At 58.3% G+C, this 19,564-nt stretch carries 22 protein-coding genes; 12 read left to right on the top strand and 10 right to left on the bottom strand.

The window, feature by feature from the left end; all coding sequences use genetic code 11:
- The first annotated feature begins 15 nt into the window (after positions 1 to 15).
- Positions 16 to 519 carry a hypothetical protein gene (locus tag CAI21_RS15360; protein ID WP_116303097.1) on the top strand — a complete coding sequence of 168 codons (504 nt, stop codon included), beginning with the start codon at positions 16 to 18 and terminating at the stop codon, positions 517 to 519.
- Positions 459 to 1,160: a hypothetical protein gene (locus CAI21_RS22920; protein WP_147305140.1), complete on the top strand. Its 702-nt coding sequence runs from the start codon at positions 459 to 461 to the stop codon at positions 1,158 to 1,160. The genes CAI21_RS15360 and CAI21_RS22920 overlap by 61 nt, the downstream gene beginning before the upstream one ends.
- On the opposite strand, the gene trhA is transcribed toward CAI21_RS22920, so the two are convergent.
- From trhA to CAI21_RS15330, 6 genes are all read right to left on the bottom strand, one after another.
- A complete protein-coding gene (trhA, locus tag CAI21_RS15355; RefSeq protein WP_116303096.1) occupies positions 1,108 to 1,752 on the bottom strand; it encodes a PAQR family membrane homeostasis protein TrhA in 645 nt (214 codons plus the stop codon). The genes CAI21_RS22920 and trhA overlap by 53 nt on opposite strands.
- A gap of 191 nt (positions 1,753 to 1,943) precedes the next feature.
- A complete protein-coding gene (locus CAI21_RS15350) occupies positions 1,944 to 2,249 on the bottom strand; it encodes an Mpo1-like protein (protein ID WP_116303095.1) in 306 nt (101 codons plus the stop codon).
- Between the two features lie 93 nt (positions 2,250 to 2,342).
- Positions 2,343 to 3,416 carry a M48 family metallopeptidase gene (locus tag CAI21_RS15345; protein WP_116303094.1) on the bottom strand — a complete coding sequence of 358 codons (1,074 nt, stop codon included), beginning with the start codon at positions 3,414 to 3,416 and terminating at the stop codon, positions 2,343 to 2,345.
- A complete protein-coding gene (locus CAI21_RS15340) occupies positions 3,413 to 4,201 on the bottom strand; it encodes a YjgN family protein (RefSeq protein ID WP_181919463.1) in 789 nt (262 codons plus the stop codon). The genes CAI21_RS15345 and CAI21_RS15340 overlap by 4 nt, the downstream gene beginning before the upstream one ends.
- Positions 4,198 to 4,425: a DUF898 family protein gene (locus tag CAI21_RS15335; RefSeq protein WP_116303092.1), complete on the bottom strand. Its 228-nt coding sequence runs from the start codon at positions 4,423 to 4,425 to the stop codon at positions 4,198 to 4,200. Before CAI21_RS15335 ends, CAI21_RS15340 begins: the two co-directional genes overlap by 4 nt.
- Before the next feature lie 133 nt (positions 4,426 to 4,558).
- Positions 4,559 to 5,263, bottom strand: a complete 705-nt coding sequence (locus CAI21_RS15330) for a glutamine amidotransferase (RefSeq protein WP_116303091.1) — start codon at positions 5,261 to 5,263, stop codon at positions 4,559 to 4,561.
- A 181-nt stretch (positions 5,264 to 5,444) separates the two neighbouring features.
- Here CAI21_RS15330 and CAI21_RS15325 point away from each other — a divergent pair, with 181 nt between their 5' ends.
- The 9 genes from CAI21_RS15325 (at position 5,445) to CAI21_RS15285 (ending at position 14,915) form a co-directional block, all read left to right on the top strand.
- On the top strand, positions 5,445 to 7,421 hold the full coding sequence (locus tag CAI21_RS15325) for a TonB-dependent receptor plug domain-containing protein (protein ID WP_181919462.1): 1,977 nt from the start codon (positions 5,445 to 5,447) through the stop codon (positions 7,419 to 7,421).
- Positions 7,422 to 7,445: 24 nt separating this feature from the next.
- Complete coding sequence (locus tag CAI21_RS15320; protein WP_258868099.1) at positions 7,446 to 8,612, top strand: HmuY family protein; 1,167 nt, start codon at positions 7,446 to 7,448, stop codon at positions 8,610 to 8,612.
- A 19-nt stretch (positions 8,613 to 8,631) separates the two neighbouring features.
- Positions 8,632 to 9,705 (top strand): hemin-degrading factor, encoded by a 1,074-nt coding sequence (locus CAI21_RS15315; protein ID WP_116303089.1) that lies wholly within the window; start codon positions 8,632 to 8,634, stop codon positions 9,703 to 9,705.
- Positions 9,702 to 10,562: a heme/hemin ABC transporter substrate-binding protein gene (locus CAI21_RS15310; RefSeq protein WP_116303088.1), complete on the top strand. Its 861-nt coding sequence runs from the start codon at positions 9,702 to 9,704 to the stop codon at positions 10,560 to 10,562. The genes CAI21_RS15315 and CAI21_RS15310 overlap by 4 nt, the downstream gene beginning before the upstream one ends.
- A complete protein-coding gene (locus tag CAI21_RS15305; protein WP_116303087.1) occupies positions 10,559 to 11,641 on the top strand; it encodes a FecCD family ABC transporter permease in 1,083 nt (360 codons plus the stop codon). Before CAI21_RS15310 ends, CAI21_RS15305 begins: the two co-directional genes overlap by 4 nt.
- Complete coding sequence (locus CAI21_RS15300) at positions 11,641 to 12,453, top strand: heme ABC transporter ATP-binding protein (RefSeq protein WP_116303086.1); 813 nt, start codon at positions 11,641 to 11,643, stop codon at positions 12,451 to 12,453. Before CAI21_RS15305 ends, CAI21_RS15300 begins: the two co-directional genes overlap by 1 nt.
- A 19-nt stretch (positions 12,454 to 12,472) precedes the next feature.
- A complete protein-coding gene (locus tag CAI21_RS15295; RefSeq protein WP_116303085.1) occupies positions 12,473 to 12,958 on the top strand; it encodes a hypothetical protein in 486 nt (161 codons plus the stop codon).
- 237 nt (positions 12,959 to 13,195) lie between these two features.
- Positions 13,196 to 13,516, top strand: a complete 321-nt coding sequence (locus CAI21_RS15290; protein WP_116303084.1) for a hypothetical protein — start codon at positions 13,196 to 13,198, stop codon at positions 13,514 to 13,516.
- Between the two features lie 547 nt (positions 13,517 to 14,063).
- On the top strand, positions 14,064 to 14,915 hold the full coding sequence (locus CAI21_RS15285) for a poly(ethylene terephthalate) hydrolase family protein (RefSeq protein ID WP_116303083.1): 852 nt from the start codon (positions 14,064 to 14,066) through the stop codon (positions 14,913 to 14,915).
- A 43-nt stretch (positions 14,916 to 14,958) separates the two neighbouring features.
- Here CAI21_RS15285 and CAI21_RS15280 read toward each other — a convergent pair whose 3' ends face one another.
- The gene (locus CAI21_RS15280) at positions 14,959 to 16,095 is read right to left on the bottom strand and encodes a GGDEF domain-containing protein (protein ID WP_116303082.1); all 1,137 of its coding nucleotides are present in this window, start codon (positions 16,093 to 16,095) and stop codon (positions 14,959 to 14,961) included.
- 600 nt (positions 16,096 to 16,695) lie between these two features.
- Here CAI21_RS15280 and CAI21_RS15275 point away from each other — a divergent pair.
- A complete protein-coding gene (locus CAI21_RS15275) occupies positions 16,696 to 17,589 on the top strand; it encodes a class I SAM-dependent methyltransferase (RefSeq protein ID WP_220348477.1) in 894 nt (297 codons plus the stop codon).
- A 65-nt stretch (positions 17,590 to 17,654) separates the two neighbouring features.
- Here the strand turns inward: CAI21_RS15275 and CAI21_RS15270 are convergent, their stop codons facing one another.
- From CAI21_RS15270 to CAI21_RS15260, 3 genes are all read right to left on the bottom strand, one after another.
- Positions 17,655 to 18,494, bottom strand: a complete 840-nt coding sequence (locus CAI21_RS15270) for a hypothetical protein (RefSeq protein ID WP_116303081.1) — start codon at positions 18,492 to 18,494, stop codon at positions 17,655 to 17,657.
- A 67-nt stretch (positions 18,495 to 18,561) separates the two neighbouring features.
- Positions 18,562 to 18,864, bottom strand: coding sequence for an LmrA/YxaF family transcription factor (locus CAI21_RS15265; RefSeq protein WP_116303080.1), 303 nt, complete (start codon positions 18,862 to 18,864; stop codon positions 18,562 to 18,564).
- Between the two features lie 5 nt (positions 18,865 to 18,869).
- Positions 18,870 to 19,112, bottom strand: a complete 243-nt coding sequence (locus CAI21_RS15260) for a TetR/AcrR family transcriptional regulator (RefSeq protein WP_116303079.1) — start codon at positions 19,110 to 19,112, stop codon at positions 18,870 to 18,872.
- Positions 19,113 to 19,564 lie beyond the last annotated feature (452 nt).

The raw sequence follows: 19,564 nt of genomic DNA, 5'->3' as shown, positions 1-19,564 counted from the left end.
TACTAAAGGGAGCACATGTTGATACGGTTAGCGGTAAAGCTGGGGCTGATCGGCGGATGTTTGTTCGGTTTACCTTTGCTCGGCGCCTGGTTGGACGGCCAAACCGTAGCAGTCTATTTGCGGTTTCCGCCGTCCCTGCCAACCCCTGATCCGACGCCCTTTTCTTGGCCTCGGTTTATTCTCATCGCGCTTTTCGTCGCGCTCGCGACAGCCCCTTTCTTAGTGGCAATGTGGCGCACCCCAAGGCAACCGCGACCGGCAGCACAACGGAGCATGCCCTGGTGGGGTTGGGTCGGCTTGGCGTTGATGGCGATTTCCTGGCTGTTGGCTTGGACGCGCTTTCCTTGGATGCAGGCTTATCAAGCCTACACCTTCACCCCCATCTGGCTCGGCTATATCTTATTTATTAATGGCCTGTGCGTACGCCGGGACGGCAGCAGCTTTCTGACTCGACAGCCTTGGCTATTTCTAGGGCTATTTCCGGTCAGTGCGCTTTTTGGTGGTTTTTCGAGTACTTAAACCGTTTTGTCGTCAACTGGTACTATATCGCCGCCGAAGAACCCAGCGCCGTTGCCTATCTCGTCGCCGGCAGTCTTCCCTTTAGCACCGTTCTGCCCGCCGTACTCAGCACCCGCGACTGGTTGACCGGGTTTCCCAGGCTCTATGCCGGCGTTGCCCACGGCATCCGTATCCCCGAAGGCTTACCCCGTAGCGCGGCTTGGCTGGGCCTGCTCGGCGCCGGCGCCGGTCTCATCGCCTTACCGCTATGGCCTGGTCTGCTCTATCCATTGGTATGGTTAGCGCCGCTGTTGCTAGTCATCGTCGTCCAGGCACTGCTCGGCGAACGCCATTTACTAAGCCCCTTAGCAAGCGGAGACTGGCGCCCGATCTGGTTGGCGGCCGTAGCCGCCTTAGCCTGCGGTTTCTTATGGGAGCTGTGGAACTGGCATAGCCTAGCCCGATGGGAGTATGCCGTACCTTACGTACATCGCTTTGAAATATTCGAAATGCCACTGCTTGGCTATGCCGGCTATCTACCTTTCGGCCTCCAGTGCGTCGCCGCCGCGAGCCTATTCTTCGGCGCGCGGCGGGACATCCTCTACGGACCTATATCAGATGAAAGGCAACCGCCCAGAAATGACAAAAGGCCCCGGCAATAACGAATAAATGCCAAACTTCATGATAACCAAAGTGCGGCGCCCATGGATCCGGCCACTGCGTGGCATATACAATCGCGCCCACCGTATAGCTCATACCGCCTAAGAACAACCAGAACAACGCAGCACCGGTTAGGTTGAGCACCAAGGCCTCGTAGGCGAACAGAATCAACCAACCCATGAACAAATAGACGCCGGTGGTCAACCAACGCGGTGCGTTAAGCCAAAAGAACTTCATGATAATCCCGACAACCGCGAGCCCCCATACCGCGGCAAACAACCGCCACCCGCCGCTGTCGCGCAAAGGCACAAGACAAAACGGGGTATAGGTGCCCGCGATGAGCACGTAGATCATCATATGGTCGAGTTTCTGCAGACTTTGCACGCCACGATCCGGCACAGGTAGCAAGTGATACAAGGCGCTGGCGGCAAACAGCAGGAACATGCTGGCACCGAACACGGCAAAGCTGGTGATATGCCAGGCATCGCCGTACAAGGTTGCGTTAACGACAAGAATGCAAAGCGCCGCTATCGAAGCGAAAGCAGCTACTAAATGGGTCAGGCCGCTGACCGGCTCGCGAAAAGCTCGATACATAGAATCCTCCTCGCGCGCGCAGAAGCACTAGGGCGCGGTGGCCGCCATTCTCAAGCCAGAAAATGACGGTCAACGCGCTTTCTAACTCTTATAGCGCAAACTATTGGCGTGAGGAAATATTTGCGATCCGGTTCCGGCCTTCCCAAGTCACTGGAGCTGAGGAATGTTTTAGAAACTAAGCCAATGCTTTGTTAGAACGGGATCTTACGGCGCAGGATATCGCCGAACATCACCCAGTCGCCTATCAGGCTGTACAAGGGATATTTGAAGGTCGCCGGCTTATTACGCTCGAAGAAAAAGTGACCGACCCAAGCAAAACCATAACCGACAACCGGTATCAGCAACAGGCTCCACCAGTTAGCGCTAATCACCGCATAAGCAATTAGCGCCAACACAAGTAAACTGCCGACAAAATGCAAGCGTCGACAAGTACGATCCCGATGCTCAGAGAGATAATACGGATAGAACTCGCCAAAACTCTGAAACCGGCTCTCCATGGACACCCCGCCTTACTCTGTTTACGAACCACTAATATAAAGCTAGCAGCCCATCGCGAGATTTCCAGTCAAACCGCTAACGGGAAACGGAGCTCAATCCTCGCAGATACGTTGTAGCGCGCCCCACTGTTCGGGGCCCAGGGCCGGCTCTCCCGATCGGCTCAATTGGCGGGCGCTTTCGACTCGGGCGCTATGCAAGGGATGGCTCGACAACAAGGCAAAATACTCGGCATCCGCATCGCTCTCGGCCTGTAAGCGAGTAAAGAACGCTTCCAAACCGCGCGAATCGATCCCGGCATCGTTAAGCATCGCCAACCCCAGAGCATCGGCCTCAGCCTCATCCTCCCGGCTGTGGGAAAGATTCAGCAGCATTTCTCCTGCCTGGGAAACTAACAGCACCGCGGTGGAGGCATCGCCGAACAAGGCGGCGAACGTCACCCGATAGCCGACACGACGCAACAAGCCTCGGGTGGGGTGGCGCAAAACGCCGTGTGCCATCTCATGCGCCAATACGCCGGCCACCTCATCCGCCGATTCAGCCTCGTCGATCAAACCGCGCATCAATACGATTTGACCGCCAGGTGCTGCGAAAGCGTTGACCATGCTGTCGTCAACCACTTTGACGACAAAGGGGTAGGGCGCGTCGGCGACCGCCTCTAAACGCGCCGTTAGGTCGCCCAATGCCGCCATGCCCTCGGGCGCCGTACACTGGTCGCGCCCGGTCAGGAACGAGTCCATCACCGCCTCGCCCAGCCCCACTTCCCATTCCGCAGGAATATGATGGACTAAGACCCGAGCTGCGAACGGCATACCTAGCACAACGGCAAGCACGACCGCTAAAAATGCGCCGCCCCAAAGCACGACCCGCCGTCCGGGGCCGCTTTTGCCGTGATAACGGCGCGCAATTTTCGGTGCCAGCGGCGCAATACGCTCAAGCAGGCCGCTGTCTTCAACAATAAGTCGGGCATCGGGAAAATCGCGATGTAGAAACCGAATAGGCTGACCTTGATACACCTCTTCGGCCAAGCTCAAGCCTTCCAGCGACCACTCCACGACGGGGCGGTCCCGCTCGCCGTCGGTAACCACCAAACGGCGCCCCATAAGCCGAACCCGCACCGCGTAGCGCTGTGCGGATAGGCCGTCATTCCACCAACCCGAATAACTCATACCAAGCCAACGTCAAACACTTCCGCCATACCCTCGCCGGTGGCATCGGCCTCGGTCTGCGCCTGCAAAATGGCGGCATAGTCCAGGTCGCCGATCACAGCGAGATGGCCGGCCATAAAACGAGCCGTCCGCACAAGCACCCAGGGGTAAGCAAGCCCTAGGGTAAATACCAACAGCAAGAAGTTCGTAATGAAGAGCCCAGCCATTTGCCAGTTGCTGGCCTCCAACGCGAACTCGACGTCGTTCATCCGCAGCTTGGAGACTTGATAGCGCAACTCTTCCGCGTTGTACCAAAACCAGGCGACCATGGCGGCAACGGCCAGCAATAACGTAACCAGCAAGGCCATCGGATCGACAAACGCGAAAAAGATAGAAACGATCGCGGCGACGACCAAACCATAAAAGATCATATAACGGCCGATCAGGTCGCTGCCGGTACCGCTAAACGTAAAACGCTGATCGCCAAAATACATATTATTGAGCATAGTGCATGCCAGATTCATGTTCATATACGGCTTGTAGATACCGAGCGTCATACCCGTTAGTAAGCCATAACCCAACACCTGCGCACCGTAGTTAAACGCCGAACCCTGCAAACCGAAGCGAATCCCGCGCCACCGAGTCCGGGTTAACCGATAGCGGGTTATGCTATAGATAATCGCGCCGATACAGATTGGCATCGCGATATAAAACCCGAAGATGAGAACGGCGGCGACCATAGGCTGCTGCCAGACGAGCAAGCCCATCAAAATGACGGCAAGCACCACGATACCGACTGCTTTCAAAAACCTAGGAACAGCTGTCTGCCGGTGCCGGTATATTCGAAGCGTTCGCCGTCGAAGCTGGTTTGCGCCCATAAATAACGGCGTACGCGAGTCACCGCCCAGAAGTGGTAAATCCCCAACGTGATGACCTTGAGCAATAGATTGACCAAGTAGATCACAAACAACTCGGCACCACTCCCGTGGTGAGCGACGCGCCCACCGGGATTATTCGAATCCTGATTCATTATTCCCCCCCAGAGGGTTTATTAATATCTTCTATTCGACGGAATAGACATCGTCGTGTCGGTGTAAGTCACGCCTTATCGGCGATACCCTTTTATTCGGCAGCATCGAGCGGATCGTGATAGCCGGACGCAGTCAGTCCACTTTATCGAGCCAGCGCTCCAGCACCTGCGGCCCGACTTCCTCTAGCGCCGACAAGTAGCGCATGCCGTCCGCACGCAGCTGAACAGGGTCCAAGCCGGCGCTGCCGATTTCGCAGCAATGGCCGATTAACCAATGCTCAAAACCCGCCGCCGTAGCCTCCGGATGAAACTGCAACGCAAGCGCATAGTTCTCGATGGCGAAGGCCTGATTGGGGCAAACATCGGTCGATGCCAGTAAAGACGCAGCCTCCGGAAGGTCGAACGTATCGCCATGCCAATGCAACACCGGCACATCCGCCTCGGCCAGCGGAGCAAAAACCCCTTGCCGCCCCTCCGGCGTATACCGCAAACGACCGAACCCAATCTCTTTCTCCGGCCCCGGATAGACACGCGCCCCCAAAGCCTGCGCCATTATCTGCGCGCCAAGACAAATACCTAACGTAGGCAGCCTGCGCCGAAGACGCTCGGCGAGCAGGGCTTGCTCGTCGCGGAGCAGGGGGTACTTATCCGTATCGTAGGCAGCAATAGGCCCGCCTAACACAACCAACAAGTCGGCAGCCGCCGGGTCGATAGCCGCAAAATCGGTCTCCCCCGCCTCCCGGTATTCGACCCGATAGCCTCGCCGCTGTAATACCGGCCCGAAACTTCCTAAGCCTTCAAAGGCAAGATGCCGAATCGCCAAGGCAGTCTTTTCCATTCCATTGCTCCTTTTGCGGATGATCAGCGACGACAAGTCCCTCCACATAATAACGCGTCTATCACTTCCGAGCAGTCCGATCTTGACTCATTAATGATAACCATTATCATTCGTATTCATGAACAAGCGTTGCTCCCTATCCACAATCGCCACCGCCGAAGGCACAGCGAAGGCCTGCCCTGTGACACGTAAGCTCACTGGGGTATCGCTACTGGTATGCCTCGCAGCGCTGAGCCCTGGCCATAGTACCGCAGCTCCAGTCGCTCAACTCTCGCCGTTGGCGATACCCGGCACCGCCACCGATTCCGCGGAGGATGCGCCTGTTCGGACTCAGGTTCTCACCCGAGCGGAGTTGGAGCAGCGTCACAGCCGCAACCTCAACGAAGCGCTAAGCCTCGTACCCGGACTGTACCTACGAGAGATTCACGGCAAGGAAGGTCAAGAGCTATGGATTCAAGGTTTGGACGCCGACCGGGTACTCATTCTGATCGACGGGGAACGCCCGGCACCGACGACCGGCTCTTCGGTCGACCTGACCCAAATCGGCGTCCTGGACATCGAGCGGATTGAAATCATTCGGGGCGCGACGTCGGCGTTGTACGGATCGTCCGCGATGGGCGGCGTCGTCAACGTTATCACGCGCCAGCCCGAGTCCGGCTTTAACTATCAACTGGAAGCGGAAATCGGCAGTTACGACGATAAAGGGGTGGGCAACGCACCGCACACCCATCGCCTCGGCGCCAACCTCAGCGGCCGCAGCGAGCGCTTTAACTACCGGCTGACGGCCGACCGGCGGCACGACGACGGTTTTATCCTCTTTCCCGGCGCAACGAGTCAGCATGGGCACCGCATCACACACACCAATCTCAGCGGCCGCTTCGGCGTCGACCTCAACGATCGGTGGTCGCTAGAACTACGCCCGTCCTACAGCGAAGAGGACAAACGCCAACCCTACCGCACCCAACCGGGAGGGGCGGCCTTCGACAAGCTCGAAACCGTAGAAAGCCACCGACTCAGCGGCGCTTTGCGCTACGACCGCGGCGACGGCGGCACAGGCCTCTTGCGCCTGAGCGGCGAGCGTTTCGACAACCGCGTCGAGAACAATGCCCGTCTAACCGACCACCGCGAAAGCGTGCGTAAAGCAAGTCTCGATTCCCACGCCTTAGAAATACAATGGAACGAACCCCTGAGCGACCGCCAGCTGGCGACCCTAGGCGCCCGGGCAGAACACGAGCGCATGCGCCAGCAGCATGCACAAACCAACCGCAACGGCGAAACCACCGTAACGCGAGAACTCGGCGACGGCGCCGAACGCGAGCATGTCGAACTCTACGCACAGAACGAGATTGCACTCGGCCAAGTCGAGCTCGTACCCGGTGCACGCTTGTCCTACGACGACGATTTCGGCAGCCACTTCGCACCGAGCCTGAACCTTCGCTACGGCTTCCAATGGCCCATGGCCGGCCATTTTCATGCCGGCGTCGGTCGCGGCTACCGCGTTCCCAACCTTAAGGAGCGCTACTTCCACTTCGACCACAGCCGGCTTGGCTACATCGTCGTCGGCAATCCGGCGCTAAAGCCGGAAGAGTCCACCAGCACCCAACTCGGCGTCGAGTTGCAGGGGCAGCATTACCAGCTCGATATCAACCTGTTTCACAACGAACTACGTAATTTCATTGTCGAGGAGACGCAAGCCGAACACGGCTTTGGGCAGGGGATCACGGTACACCAGTACCAAAACGTCGAGCGCGCACGCACCCGTGGCGTGGAACTCGGCGCGACATTCGATCTAGCGGCCGGCGTTCTACTCAGCGGCGGCTACACCTACCTTGAGGCCGTCGACCGTGCGACCGGGCAACGCCTCCCGCAACGGCCGCGTCACCAACTGAAAACCGAGCTGGCCTACCAATGGCGGGCCACCCAGGCAGCCTTAGAGTTCATCGCCGAAGGCAGCGCCCCCGCCGAACTCGGCGGCCCAGGCGAAACCCCGGCCTGGCAGCGCTGGAACCTGCGCTTCAATCAAGCCGTCGGCGAGCGTCTGACGCTTTACTTCGGCGTCGACAACCTACTGGACGAACACCGCGACGTCACCGACCCCCACGACACCAGCCCGCTTAGCGGTCGCCTGATATACAGCGGGCTGCGACTGCGCGGTTAAGGCTTACGACAACAAGGAGAAACCATGTTCATACGCGCCTCTTACACCCTTCTCGGCACCAGTATGGCAGCGGTCCTATTAGCCGGCTGCGGCGGCAGCAGCAGTTCCGAGACCGACCCACCGATTGAGCTGCCGGAAACGGTCACCAGCACTCGCGTCGATGCCAGTTCCTATGGCCAGTGGGTATATTTCAACCTCGACGAGGCCAAGCCCGTCGCGCTAAGCGAAGCCGAGGCGGCCGCCAGCACCGATTGGCACATCGCCTTTCGCCGTTTTGACATCAAACTCAACGGCGGCACCTCCGGCCCGGGGCAGGTCGCCGGCGCTGTGGTTAAACCGCAAAACCACTTCTACCACGACAACGGCGAACCGAACGTTTCCGTATTCACCAATGTCGACCTCAACGCGCAAGCGCAACTGCTACTGGAGGATTTCCCCGAGCCAGCCCGCAATGCTTGGCAGTTCGACCGCCTGACCAGCGCCTTACGCGGCTCTAGCGCCACCGACGGCGGCTGGTACCGCTATGACAGCGACACCTTCGACATGGTTGCCAACCCCGACAACGGCTGGCTGATACGTAGCGGCGAGGGCGACAGCTATGCCCGCCTACGCATGACCGAACTCACCTTCGCCACCCGCTCCGGGCGCGGCATCGAGCACTTCCGCTTCGAGCTGGACGTACAACCGGCCGGCGCCGACCAGCTCTACTCCAGCGCCGTGTTCGAAGGCGAACTTCCGCTGGGGGGCGACCCAATCTGCTTCGACTTCGACAGCAATCTCCACACCAGCTGCACAGGCTCCGAGTGGGATCTTCAGTTCGGCGTCGAAGGGCACGCACTCTACCTGCTCACCAATAGCGGCGACAGCGGCCCCGGCGAAGGCGGCGCCTTCGGCCCGTTCGAGTGGCAAGAGTTAAGCGCGTTCGTCAGTGCACTCTATACCCCAAGCGGCGACAGCATAGCCGAGCGCTATACCGCCGATGCAAGCTCCGGCCTGTTTGTCGACATGCCCTGGCAGGAATACGACTTGCTCGGCGGCCACCGGCTCTGGCCAAACTACCGCGTCTACCTCATCGACACCAATCGCCTCACGGCAGAGGCGCCGCAGTACGCCCTGCAAGTCACGAATTACTACGACGAAGCGGATACCTCCGGTCATGTGAGTTTCCGTTATCGCCTGGTTAACGAATAAGCAACAAGGAGACATCGACATGGAACAGGCTGAACTCACTCGCTCGCGCAAAACCCAACGGGAACGTCAACAATCCGCGCTATCGTTATTGGCCAAAGGCGGGGTGCGCGCACGGGAAGCGGCTCGCCGTGCCGGCCTCAGCGAAGCCGAGCTGGTAGCCGGTCGCTGCGGCCAGTCCGCCACCCGCCTGCGGCCAAACTGGCCAAACCTACTTCCCGCTCTCGGCGAACTCGGCACCGTCATGGCCTTAACACGTAACGAGTATGCCGTTCACGAACGTCATGGCCGGTACGAAAACCTTAACCTGACGCCCCGCGTCGGGTTAGTGCTCAACGCCGATATCGACCTGCGGCTGTTCTTCCACCATTGGCATTTTGCGTTCGCCGTTACCGAAACCGGCCGCGACGGCAAACAACGTCATAGCTTCCAGTTTTTCGATGCCGATGGCAGCGCTGTCCATAAAGTCTACCTAACGGAGGCCAGCCGGCACGACGCCTTCGCCGCCTTGGTCGAACGTTTCGCCGCGACGGATCAATCCACTTACCAAGAAGTCAAAGCCTATCCGCCGAAAACGCCCGACAGCCCCGATGCCGAGATCGACGTCGCAGCCCTCCATCACCGCTGGCGGCGACTGCGGGACACACACCACTTCCAGGGCATGCTAAAGAATCTTAAGATCGGCCGTTTGCAGGCGCTGCGTCTCGCCGAGCGGGACTTTGCCTATCCAATCAGCCTACAAGCGCCACGACGGCTGCTGCAAAGTGCTGCCGAAACCCGGTGCCCGATCATGGTCTTCGTTGCCAATGCGGGAACCGTGCAAATCCATAGCGGCAAGATTCAGCAGCTACGCCCGACCGGGCCCTGGTTCAACGTACTCGACCCTACTTTTAACCTGCATCTGCGGGAAGACGCGCTTGCCCAGTGTTGGGTCGTCCGCAAACCCACCGAAGACGGCATCGTCACTTCGCTGGAAGCCTTCGACGCGGACGGCGAACTCATCATTCAGTTCTTCGGCCTACGCAAGCCAGGGCAAGCGGAGCTCAGCCCCTGGCGCGAACTAATCGACGCTCTGCCGGAGGAGGGCTCGGCGTGAGCATCCGATGCGTTCGCATAGCATTACTGGGGCTTGGGGTGCTGATTAGCGGGGCGGCTTTCGCTGCTCCGCGCGTCGTCTCCGTAGCAGGCTCGCTCACCGAAGCGGTGTACGCCCTGGGCGGCGAAGAGGCACTGATTGCCGTCGATACCACCAGCACCTACCCACCGCAGGCGAAAACGCTGCCTAAAGTCGGCTATCAGCGCTCGCTCTCGGCCGAGGGCATCATCTCGCAACGCCCAACCCTGGTGCTTGCCACCGAGGAGGCCGGCCCGGCTGCCGTCCTGCAACAGCTTGAATCGGCTAAGGTACCCGTGCGCAAGCTACCGGCGGAACCCTCCGTTCGCGGTGCCGTCGAGCGCATCAAAGCCGTCGCCGAAGCCCTGGACAAAGAGGCCGAAGGGCAAGCGCTGGCCGCCGAACTGGAAGCACGGCTTGCGGCCATCACCGAACGCACGCAGCAGGTCAGCGACAAACCGAAAGTGCTGTTCCTATTCTCAACCGGCCAGGGGGCGCCCTTAGTGGCCGGCCGCGACACCGCCGCCGAAGCCATGTTGAAGCTGGCCGGCGCCGACAACGCCGTCACGGCCTTTGCCGGATTTCGCCCCTTAACCCCGGAAGCACTGGTCGCCGCCGCGCCCGATGCGCTATTGATACCGACCGCTACGCTGGAGCAATTTGGCGGCATCGAGGGCCTGCGTCGGCTTCCCGGCATGGCAGCCACCCCGGCATTTCGCAATCGGCAAGTGATTGCCATGGACCATCTCTATCTACTCGGCTTCAGTACCCGACTACCGGATGCCGTGCGCGATCTTGCCGCCCAGCTACACCCTGACCGGGACTGGCAGGGGCTATGAGCAGCGAAACCGCATCCAAGCCGTTCGCGCAATCGCCTCTTAACCGGCGGGCCTTAACGCTACCGGTTTTGCTGGCTTTGCTGGCATTGACCGGGATCGCCGGCCTTGGCTACGGCGCGATGAGCATCCCGCCCGAGCGCGTTATCGCCGTCTTGGCCCACTCCGTCGGCCTGTCGCATAACGGCGGGTTTAGCGAACAGGAAGCCGCGGTCATCCTCCACATTCGTCTACCCAGGCTCATACTCGGTATGCTGGTTGGCGCCGCTTTAGCCGTCGCCGGGGCCGCGATGCAAGGGCTATTTCGCAACCCGCTGGCCGATCCCGGTTTGATCGGCGTCTCTGCCGGAGCCGCCTTGGGTGCGGTGGCCGTCATCGTCCTAGGCGTACCGCCGACACTGGGTAGCCACACCAGCACGTTACTGATCCCGCTTGCAGCCTTCGTCGGCGGGGCAATCGCCACCGTTGTCGTCTACCGTTTAGCGAGCCTCGGCGGTCGCACTCTGGTTGCTACCATGTTATTGGCCGGTATTGCCGTCAACGCCATCGCCGGGGCCGGCACCGGCGTTCTGGTCTATCTGGCGGACGATGCCGAACTGCGCAGCGTCACCTTCTGGAACATGGGCAGCCTGGGCGGCGCCACCGGCAGCAGCGTCCTGCTCATCGCCCCGCTTATTCTCGCCCCGGTACTCTTACTTACCCGCTACGCACGGGTGCTGAATGCCTTTTTGCTCGGCGAATCGGAAGCAGGGCACCTCGGCGTCGACATCGAGCGCAGCAAACGCCGCATCGTCGCCCTCACCGCGTTGGCGGTCGGCGCTGCCGTCGCGCTCACCGGCATCATCGGCTTTGTCGGCCTCGTCGTCCCGCACCTGCTGCGGATGATGATCGGCCCCGATCACCGCCTACTACTACCGGCCTCCGCACTACTGGGCGCCTGTTTATTACCCGCAGCGGATATCGCTGCCCGCACGCTCGTTGCACCGGCGGAATTACCGATCGGGATCGTCACCGCCCTGGCCGGCGGCCCCTTCTTCCTGTGGCTCTTACTCAGAAACCGTCAACACGGGGGAAGCTTCTAATGCTAAGCGCCCAACGGGTTAGCGTACGCACCGCCGGCCGTCACTTACTGCGCGAGGTCAGCTTAAGCGTTCGACCCGGCGAGTTCGTGGCCGTACTCGGCCCCAACGGCGCCGGTAAATCCACGCTGCTGAAAACGCTGGTTGGCGAGCAAAAGCCCACGCATGGGCAGGTATCGATGCATGGCCGACGGTTACAAAACTGGCACCCACGCGAACGCGCCCGACTCCGGGCCGTGCTGCCGCAAGAGCTGACGTTACGGTTTGCGTTTACCGCCCTGGAAGTCGTCCTCATGGGCCGCATGCCGCATATCGACGGCGTCGAAACGGCGCACGACTATCGTATTGCCCGCGATGCACTCGGCGCCGTCGATGCCTTAGCGCTTAGCCAGCGCCTGTTTCCCACCCTCTCCGGCGGCGAGCGGCAACGCGTTCAGCTCGCCCGCGTACTGGCCCAGATCTGGGAGCCGACGCCGCTGGGCGAGCGCTTCTTACTGCTCGATGAGCCCACAGCCGCGCTCGACCCGGCCCATCAGCACGCGACGCTACACCTAGCACGGGAATTGACCCGGCAAAACGTCGGCGTCCTCGCCGTGCTGCACGACCTTAATCTCGCCGCGCAGTACGCCGACCGCGTGGCGCTGCTCAAAGACGGGGCGATCCACACCCAAGGCGACGTTTATCAGGCGCTCACCGCGGCCGCGATAAATGCCGTATTCGACATTCATGTGGAAGTGTTGGAACACCCCACCATCAACAAACCGTTGGTGATTTATTCGCCACGCGGTCGTCAGGACGATCACCGCGCCGCCTAACGCAAAAGGAGACACCGACATGCTGGCCGACGACAACCTCAATCGCTGGCGCGATGCTCAAAAAGCAGCGCGTAGCGCCATCGAAAGCCAAGATTTAGCCCGGGCTGCCGAGCACTTTCTAGACGCCGTCGGCGAGGCCGAACAGCTGCTGCTCCATCGCGCCGAGGACTTACCGACGCCGCGCATGTATATATCCTCCTGCAATTGCCTAGCCGAAACCTACCGCCAACTCGGCCGGGAAGAACTGGCGTTCCACGCCATGCGCCAGGCACACAAGCGACTGATTCAGATCATTCGCGACGCAGCGCTACCCCCCGTACTGCGGCACGAATGCCTCCGGGAGCTTAATCATTGTCTTATCCCGATTATTGGCGTGCTTAGGCAAACCCCGGAAGGCGCCGTCGAAGCGCAGCGCCTGCTCAACGAAGCCAAGTGCCTCGCCCACAACTGCTTCCAATTCACGCGCGCAGCCAAACTCAGTCCCCCTAAAAACATTAGACATTAGTAAATAATGCGTCTCGATGAGTGAAACAACACCGAAACCCGTTTCTTAACAGATTCTTTGTGAATAGAGGCTCGTCGAATCCGTAAGATTTAATAAAGATTCCTTCAGGAAAGGCCGATATCCACGGATGATGATGGAGAACGTTTGGTTGCCGCGATCCGGCTCGCAAACACAATCTCCCGTCACCTGATACTGCCGTAGCGCGGCTATGGATTTATAAGCTCGAAGGAGAAAATAATGAAGTATGTTTTGGGGGTTGCCGGACTGTTGGCGGCTAGCGTTGCAATGGCCGACATTCCGCGGTTTGACGTTGAAGCTCATTGCAAAGAAGTTTCAGAATTCGGCGGTTCTAGCAATATGGTATACAACGGCTGCATACGTACGGAGCAGACCTCGTATCGAGAACTGCAAAATGTCTGGGCGGAAGTGCCGACAAGAACACGCAATCACTGTTTAGAAATAGCTCAGTTTGGTGGCGCCAGCTATCAAATTCTTCACGGCTGTATCCAGATGGAGATAGACGCTGCCGAACGGCCTGCCACGTTCAGCTTCGACTAAAGGCAGCTCCGGCCACTAATGACAGATACGGCCCAATAAAATTGTTGGCGGCGAAGATAAGTCGCAGGAAATCCGCGCCAAGCCGGCGCCGCCAACACTTCTTACCGAGCCTCGGTGGACGCTGCCCCATATCCGCCCGTCAATAAGCAACTACTACTTTTGAGCAACCCCAGCTTCTTTAAAAACGCCGAACAGGCACCCCGCAAACCTCGGGCAGTAAGTAACCGGGCGGCGAACCTAAGCTACAACCTACATCCCACGGTCATAGACGAAACGACAACTTAAAACTATGTTTTAAGAGTCACACACTTTCAACAAATGTCTCAACGAGTAAGCAAGGACCAACTAGGGGAACGGACACGACGAACAAAAGGGAACGCCTCGCCGTGCCATTAGCTTCTCGCTTGCCGGAGTGGACACGCCGCTTCCTTTTAGACGCACGAAAGGAAAGCAACTCGGCAACGGCATTGCTATTCGCCTGCGTCGACGCGTAACGGAGGTGGGTGACAACAAGAAGGAGCTAATCTCAACTGGAGGAGTCAATCTCATGCTTGTAACAACTGCGATGCAAAAAGCGCTTGTCATTGGCGCATTTATCGGCCTTCTGCCCCTTTCAGCGGGCGCCTTCAACCCTGGAACACCTGATCCGGAACCACCACCGCCGGTCGGCGATGGCATCTTACCGCCAGTAGAACGAGTTGATGCGGACGGCCCGTTCCAGACCACCATCGAGCGCAACACAGGACCGTCCCGGTCCGGCTGGGTTGTTCGGCCGACGAATCTCGGCGAACACGACATCCAACACCCGGTATTTATCTGGGGCCCCGGAGCGGGTACGAGGCCAAGTAGCTATGAAGACCACCTGCGCCGCATCGCCTCGCATGGCTTCGTGGTTTACTCCGAAGTCTCCACCAACACCGGCAGGGAGATGACGGCCGCCATTGACTGGCTGATCGCGGAAGACGCGCGCTCTTCAAGCCCGTACTTCCAGAAGCTGGACACCACGAGGATTGCGGCAGGCGGCCACTCGCGCGGCTCCATCGCATCCTTTGCCATCGGCTCCGATCCACGCCTGTCCACGACGATTCACGTGGCTGGGGGATCGTTCGACGGGCGTGGCTCGGCTAACTTGCATAAACCTGCTGCCTACATCTGCGGCGCCAACGATCGTATGGCCACCTCGAACTGTCGGCGCGATTACACCAACACCCAGGTGCCGGTGTGGTTCACCGTCATGCGGGGTTCCGACCATATGGGCGCAGCGCGGGACGGTTTGCCGATAATCGTAGCGTGGCTACGGTGGCATCTAGCCGGCGAGACGGAACGTAGCAGCATGTTCCTCGACCGCAACTGCGACTTCTGCGGCTTCGGCTACGATACGCAGCACAAAAACTGGTAATAGCGGCGAATACGCACGGGGCCGATACCGGCGGCCCCGCTTTTCAAGCCATCCGAGACATCACGCGGTTACGATTCTTCGACTTAGCATCATACAAGGCCATATCAGCCGCGCGTAACAACCTGGACGCTATATTCAGCTGCGCGGGCGGCACGGGGTCTAGCGTGGCCACGCCGATACTAATCGTCACCACCGGTCCTGAAGTCGACCGCTCATGAGGTATCGCTAACTGCTCTACAGCACGCCGCAGCGCTTCCGCGATGTCGAATGCGCCTTTATTACCAGTCAACGGAAGAATCACCACAAATTCCTCTCCGCCATAACGGGCGACGAGATCCGAAGGGCGTCTAACAACCTTCTGAAAAGCCTTAGCGAGGTTACGCAGGCATCTATCTCCCGCCTGATGGCCATACCAATCGTTGTACGCTTTGAAGTGATCGACATCGCACATCAACACAGAAACCGGCTTTCCTTCCCGCCCCGCACGCGCAAGCTCTCTCCTTAACCATTCCTCAAGCGTACGCCGGTTGGCTAAGCCTGTGAGCTGATCCGTTTGGGAAAGCTGCTCTAAGCGGCGGTTAGTGCGCGTCAAATCGCTTTCGGCGTCCTCCACGCGCTCTCGGAACAGAAAACCCACCACAGCCAGCAGGCCGATCGCCCCGAAAGCGCTGGCTGCGTACATTCCCCCTAGGATGGAGTCGGCAATCGGAATCGGGGTACTGCCGGGTGGAAAATAGAAATGACAGAACACGAACAGCACAACAACGCCCACCGTAGCGACGACCAAAAGGGGCAGCTCTTGACGGCGGTAAAACATCAGCGGCAGGACACCGCCGACACTGAAGTAGAAAAGGTGCACGCCGGCCCCGTTACTTATGAAATAGGTAACCACAAACAACTGTGTGCAACCGTTGAGCACCACAACGTTACGCGCCGAGTTATGCCACCCCCAGCCATTAAGCGGCAACGCGACCAGATAGCCCGCAATAAAAAACACGTTAGCGACAAACGACGGCCAATACAGCGAAATACCGTGTAATAAGTAAAAGACTTGATAAGGCAGCGTCGCACAAACCCCAAACAATCCCAGCTGATTAATGAGGGCAATATGACGTGCTGAGCGCGGCGGCTTCCCAGTCGTACCCGCAGACCACAGCCGAGCAAGGCAAGGGAATTTCATAAAGCGTCAATCCACCCACACAGGCTACCAAATCCGCCAGCACGCTTGTCTCTAAGCATCGCAACTTCCTAATTTAGTGAGTCCACGCGAAAGAGAATCAGAGCATCCTTATACAGACTCAAGCGCGGCCGAAGAACCTCAACCTGTCGCTTTTGTCCTAACGCGACCCGAAAGCGCTTGTCTTAAGCCGCTCGCTGCAAGCGCTGTTTACAGGAAGCAGCTCAGGCAGCGGAAATACTGCGAATTGTTGGATTGGGGGGACAATAGCGGAACGCTGAAAAAGTCCGCTCAGAACCTTTCAGCTCGCTGTTGCCCCATGCGGCACGCTCCGTCGAGCAATCCCTGGCGAGCTGGCTCGACGTGTTACACATCCTCGATAGGAAACGCCGGGGCAACAACAGATATGCTGGTATTTGACGACTTCTACAACTTCTTCTTGACGAATCGAACGCCTCCTATTAGCTTGAGGAGGTACCAAACGAATGTTTGGTCAGAACAATAATAAAGGCAACGCCCACCAGGAACGGCCTCCATTAGGGCGATACAAGCTTGAGCGCTTTAGAGGAGAGGTTTTCGGATGGTCAAAGGCCTCGGGCAACAATGACAGCAGGGACCATGACAGCAAAAGCGCTAGAAACCTATTCTTCCCAGGCGGGAGCAGCCCCTCGCCACAGCGACGATGCGGAAAACCAATTCCACAAGCTGTGGCTCGACCGCTCGCTCACCGACTCGTGCGCACTGTGGTCCGGCGACGACGACACGCTTGAGCACGCACAAGAGCGAAAGCTAAGCTTTCATCTTGACGCAATTGAGGCCAACCGGATCGATAGTGTGCTGGATATCGGCTGCGGCTGGGGCAGCCTACTCAGCGCGCTCAATGAGCACTACGAGATTTCCAAAGCCGTCGGTCTGACGCTAAGCGAGGCGCAAGCCAAACATATACGGGCACGGAGCCGCCAAAATGTCGAAGTACGCACGGGCAGCTGGCGGCAACTACAACTTAATACCCGCTTCGACGCCATTGTGGCTATCGGCGCCTTGGAGCAGTTTCCTCAGCCAGCCGAGAGCGCTTCCAGCAGAATTCTAATGTATCGCGAATTCTTCTCTCGTTGTCGCAGCTGGCTGAACGAAAACGGCGTCTTATCGCTCGAAACCGCCGCTTATCCCGACGGCTGCCGCGATTGCGATAGCTACGCGCTCCACCGCGAGCTGTATCCGAAAGCGGATTTCCCGACCCTTGCCGAATTATCTGCCGCAGCGGGCGGGTTGTTTGAGGTGCAGGCGGTCTACAACGCTCGGATAGACTATGCACGCACCTGCGAGGAATGGGCGCGTAGGCTACGAGTGCGCCGCAACGATGCTGTCCGCCTGGTAGGAGAGAATGTCGTGGAGCGCTACGAGCGCTATCTTGCCCTGACGGCCCTTGGTTGCCGGCTAAGCAAACTCAGCCTGTTACGCGTTATTCTGCGTCCGTTAGTGAAAAATTGGCTTTGATAAACAGCTTGCAGTACTTAAAAGCGTAAAGGCGGCTCGCCACCGACGGCGAACCGCCTTTACCGTCACCCCGCGTTGCGCAGCTCCCGCTCCGCCTGATAATTCCAGAATTCATTCCATGTATCGCAATAGGCCAGGCATAAGCTGCGTATATGCTCGTATTCTTGCGGTTGCAGAGCTTGCGCCAGCACGAACCAGAGATCGTCCTCATGGTCGTCATCGCAGGCGTTGGCCGAGTCGTCCGTGCTGGCGCCATGGACGTGATAATAGCCGCGGCTGACGTCTACACCCAAAGCCTTAACGGCTAACCGCAATGGCGGGCTATACAACACAACCTCTTGCTCGGCCACCGCCAGCAGCGCTGCAACCTCTACAAGACTCCCGAAACTTTTCTCCAAAGCCCCCCGCGTCGCCTGGGCGATGTCGCTAGGTACGTAGTCGCGACGCATCTGCGGCGTAATCTTAAGATCCTCCATGACTTGCTCATAGAGCGGATAATGCGCGCATATGGGGTCGGCACGGTACCCCGCCGACGACGGTTTTTGAAAGCCGAACTCGTCCAGGCAGTTGAGCGTCAATAGCGTACGCGCCGCCATTTTCGACCCAGGCTTGAGCCGCGGCTCTAACTGACGCGTTTCCAATTGAGCGACCAATAACGCATCGGTGAACGTCTGCACAATGGCGTGCCGATATTCCAGGTGTATCTGCTGTAATGCTTGCAGCCCAAACGCGCCTCGATTGAGAAGCCCGATCATGGGGTTACTAGCAACCGGATGCGCTCTTATTTCAGCCTTAACTCCCTCAATGAATTCCAGATTGCGATGCCAATCGGCAGCATCCAGGCTTGCCTGCATGCGGGCGACTGAGCATTGTCTCGGATTAGCGATATCGTACTCTTGCCTCATGGGCTCCTCCTTGGTCTTATCGTCGTTGTCGCAGCCCCGCCAAATCCCGGCGAAACCGAAGGAACTCCTAACCGACGCGTACGAGCGCTATCGCTTCTTCACAGGCGCGCTTGAGCGGAGCGTCGTTATTATGAACATGAAGCAAGATCGCAGCCCCTTCGATGCGAGAAACGATATCCTCGGCAAACGCTTGAGCGCGCTGCTGCTCATGAACTTCGCTTAATACATGCGCCGTAGCCGCAATCCAGCGCTGAAAGAAAACGCCGATTTTCTCTTGTGCCGCAGGCAGATGACCAATGTCCTCTAAGGACATATGCGCCATGAGACAGATGCGATATTCGCAAAAGTATTCGAGTATCGCAGCCGTCATTTCTCTCATCCGCTTTTCGGGCGCCCCCCTTTATAAGCCAGAGAGAATACGGAGGCTTCGAACGTATTTAATGAGGTGTCGAGCACCTCGATAAGAATGGCATCTTTGCTTGGAAAGTGGTGATAGACGCTCCCTTTGAGCAAACCTGTGGCTCGGGCAATATCCGCCATCGTCGTAGCCCGAAAGCCTTTGGCACGAAATAAATCCGCCGAAAGCTTAACAATCTCGCTTCTATCAGTTTTTTGCATTAAGGGTGTCCCTACCAAACGTATGGTTAAGAGAATAAAAATAGTAGATGACCGCCGTCAAGCACTCTTTTTATATCCTAAGCCCAATTAATATCGGTCTGAAACAAGAACCGCCCTTACGCAAACGCTAAGCACCGCAAAGCAACGATCCGGCGGCATTGAGCATGTAAAAATCATAATATTAGCATTAAGTTACCAATCATTCCCATAATCCCGCATGACGCTTTTTGACAAAAGACGGAGCGCCGCACCGCCTCACCCTCATCGACAGCGCTTTAAGCCCTTGGAAGGAACTGCGGTAATCTTGCCATCCTACGGTAACGCCACGAGGCGGCAAGCCCAGCCATTCTCCGCCGGTTCGCTAGAATTTAGGGAATCGCTAAACATCACGACTCCTGCTGGGCAAGGGAGCTACCCGGCGTTTTCTTAGGGAGCGTTTACGCTAAGCATAA

This window comes from Alkalilimnicola ehrlichii (assembly GCF_003399765.1).
In the GTDB taxonomy this organism is placed as follows: Bacteria; Pseudomonadota; Gammaproteobacteria; order Nitrococcales; family AK92; genus AK92.
This window is presented reverse-complemented; position numbering and strand designations above follow the sequence as displayed.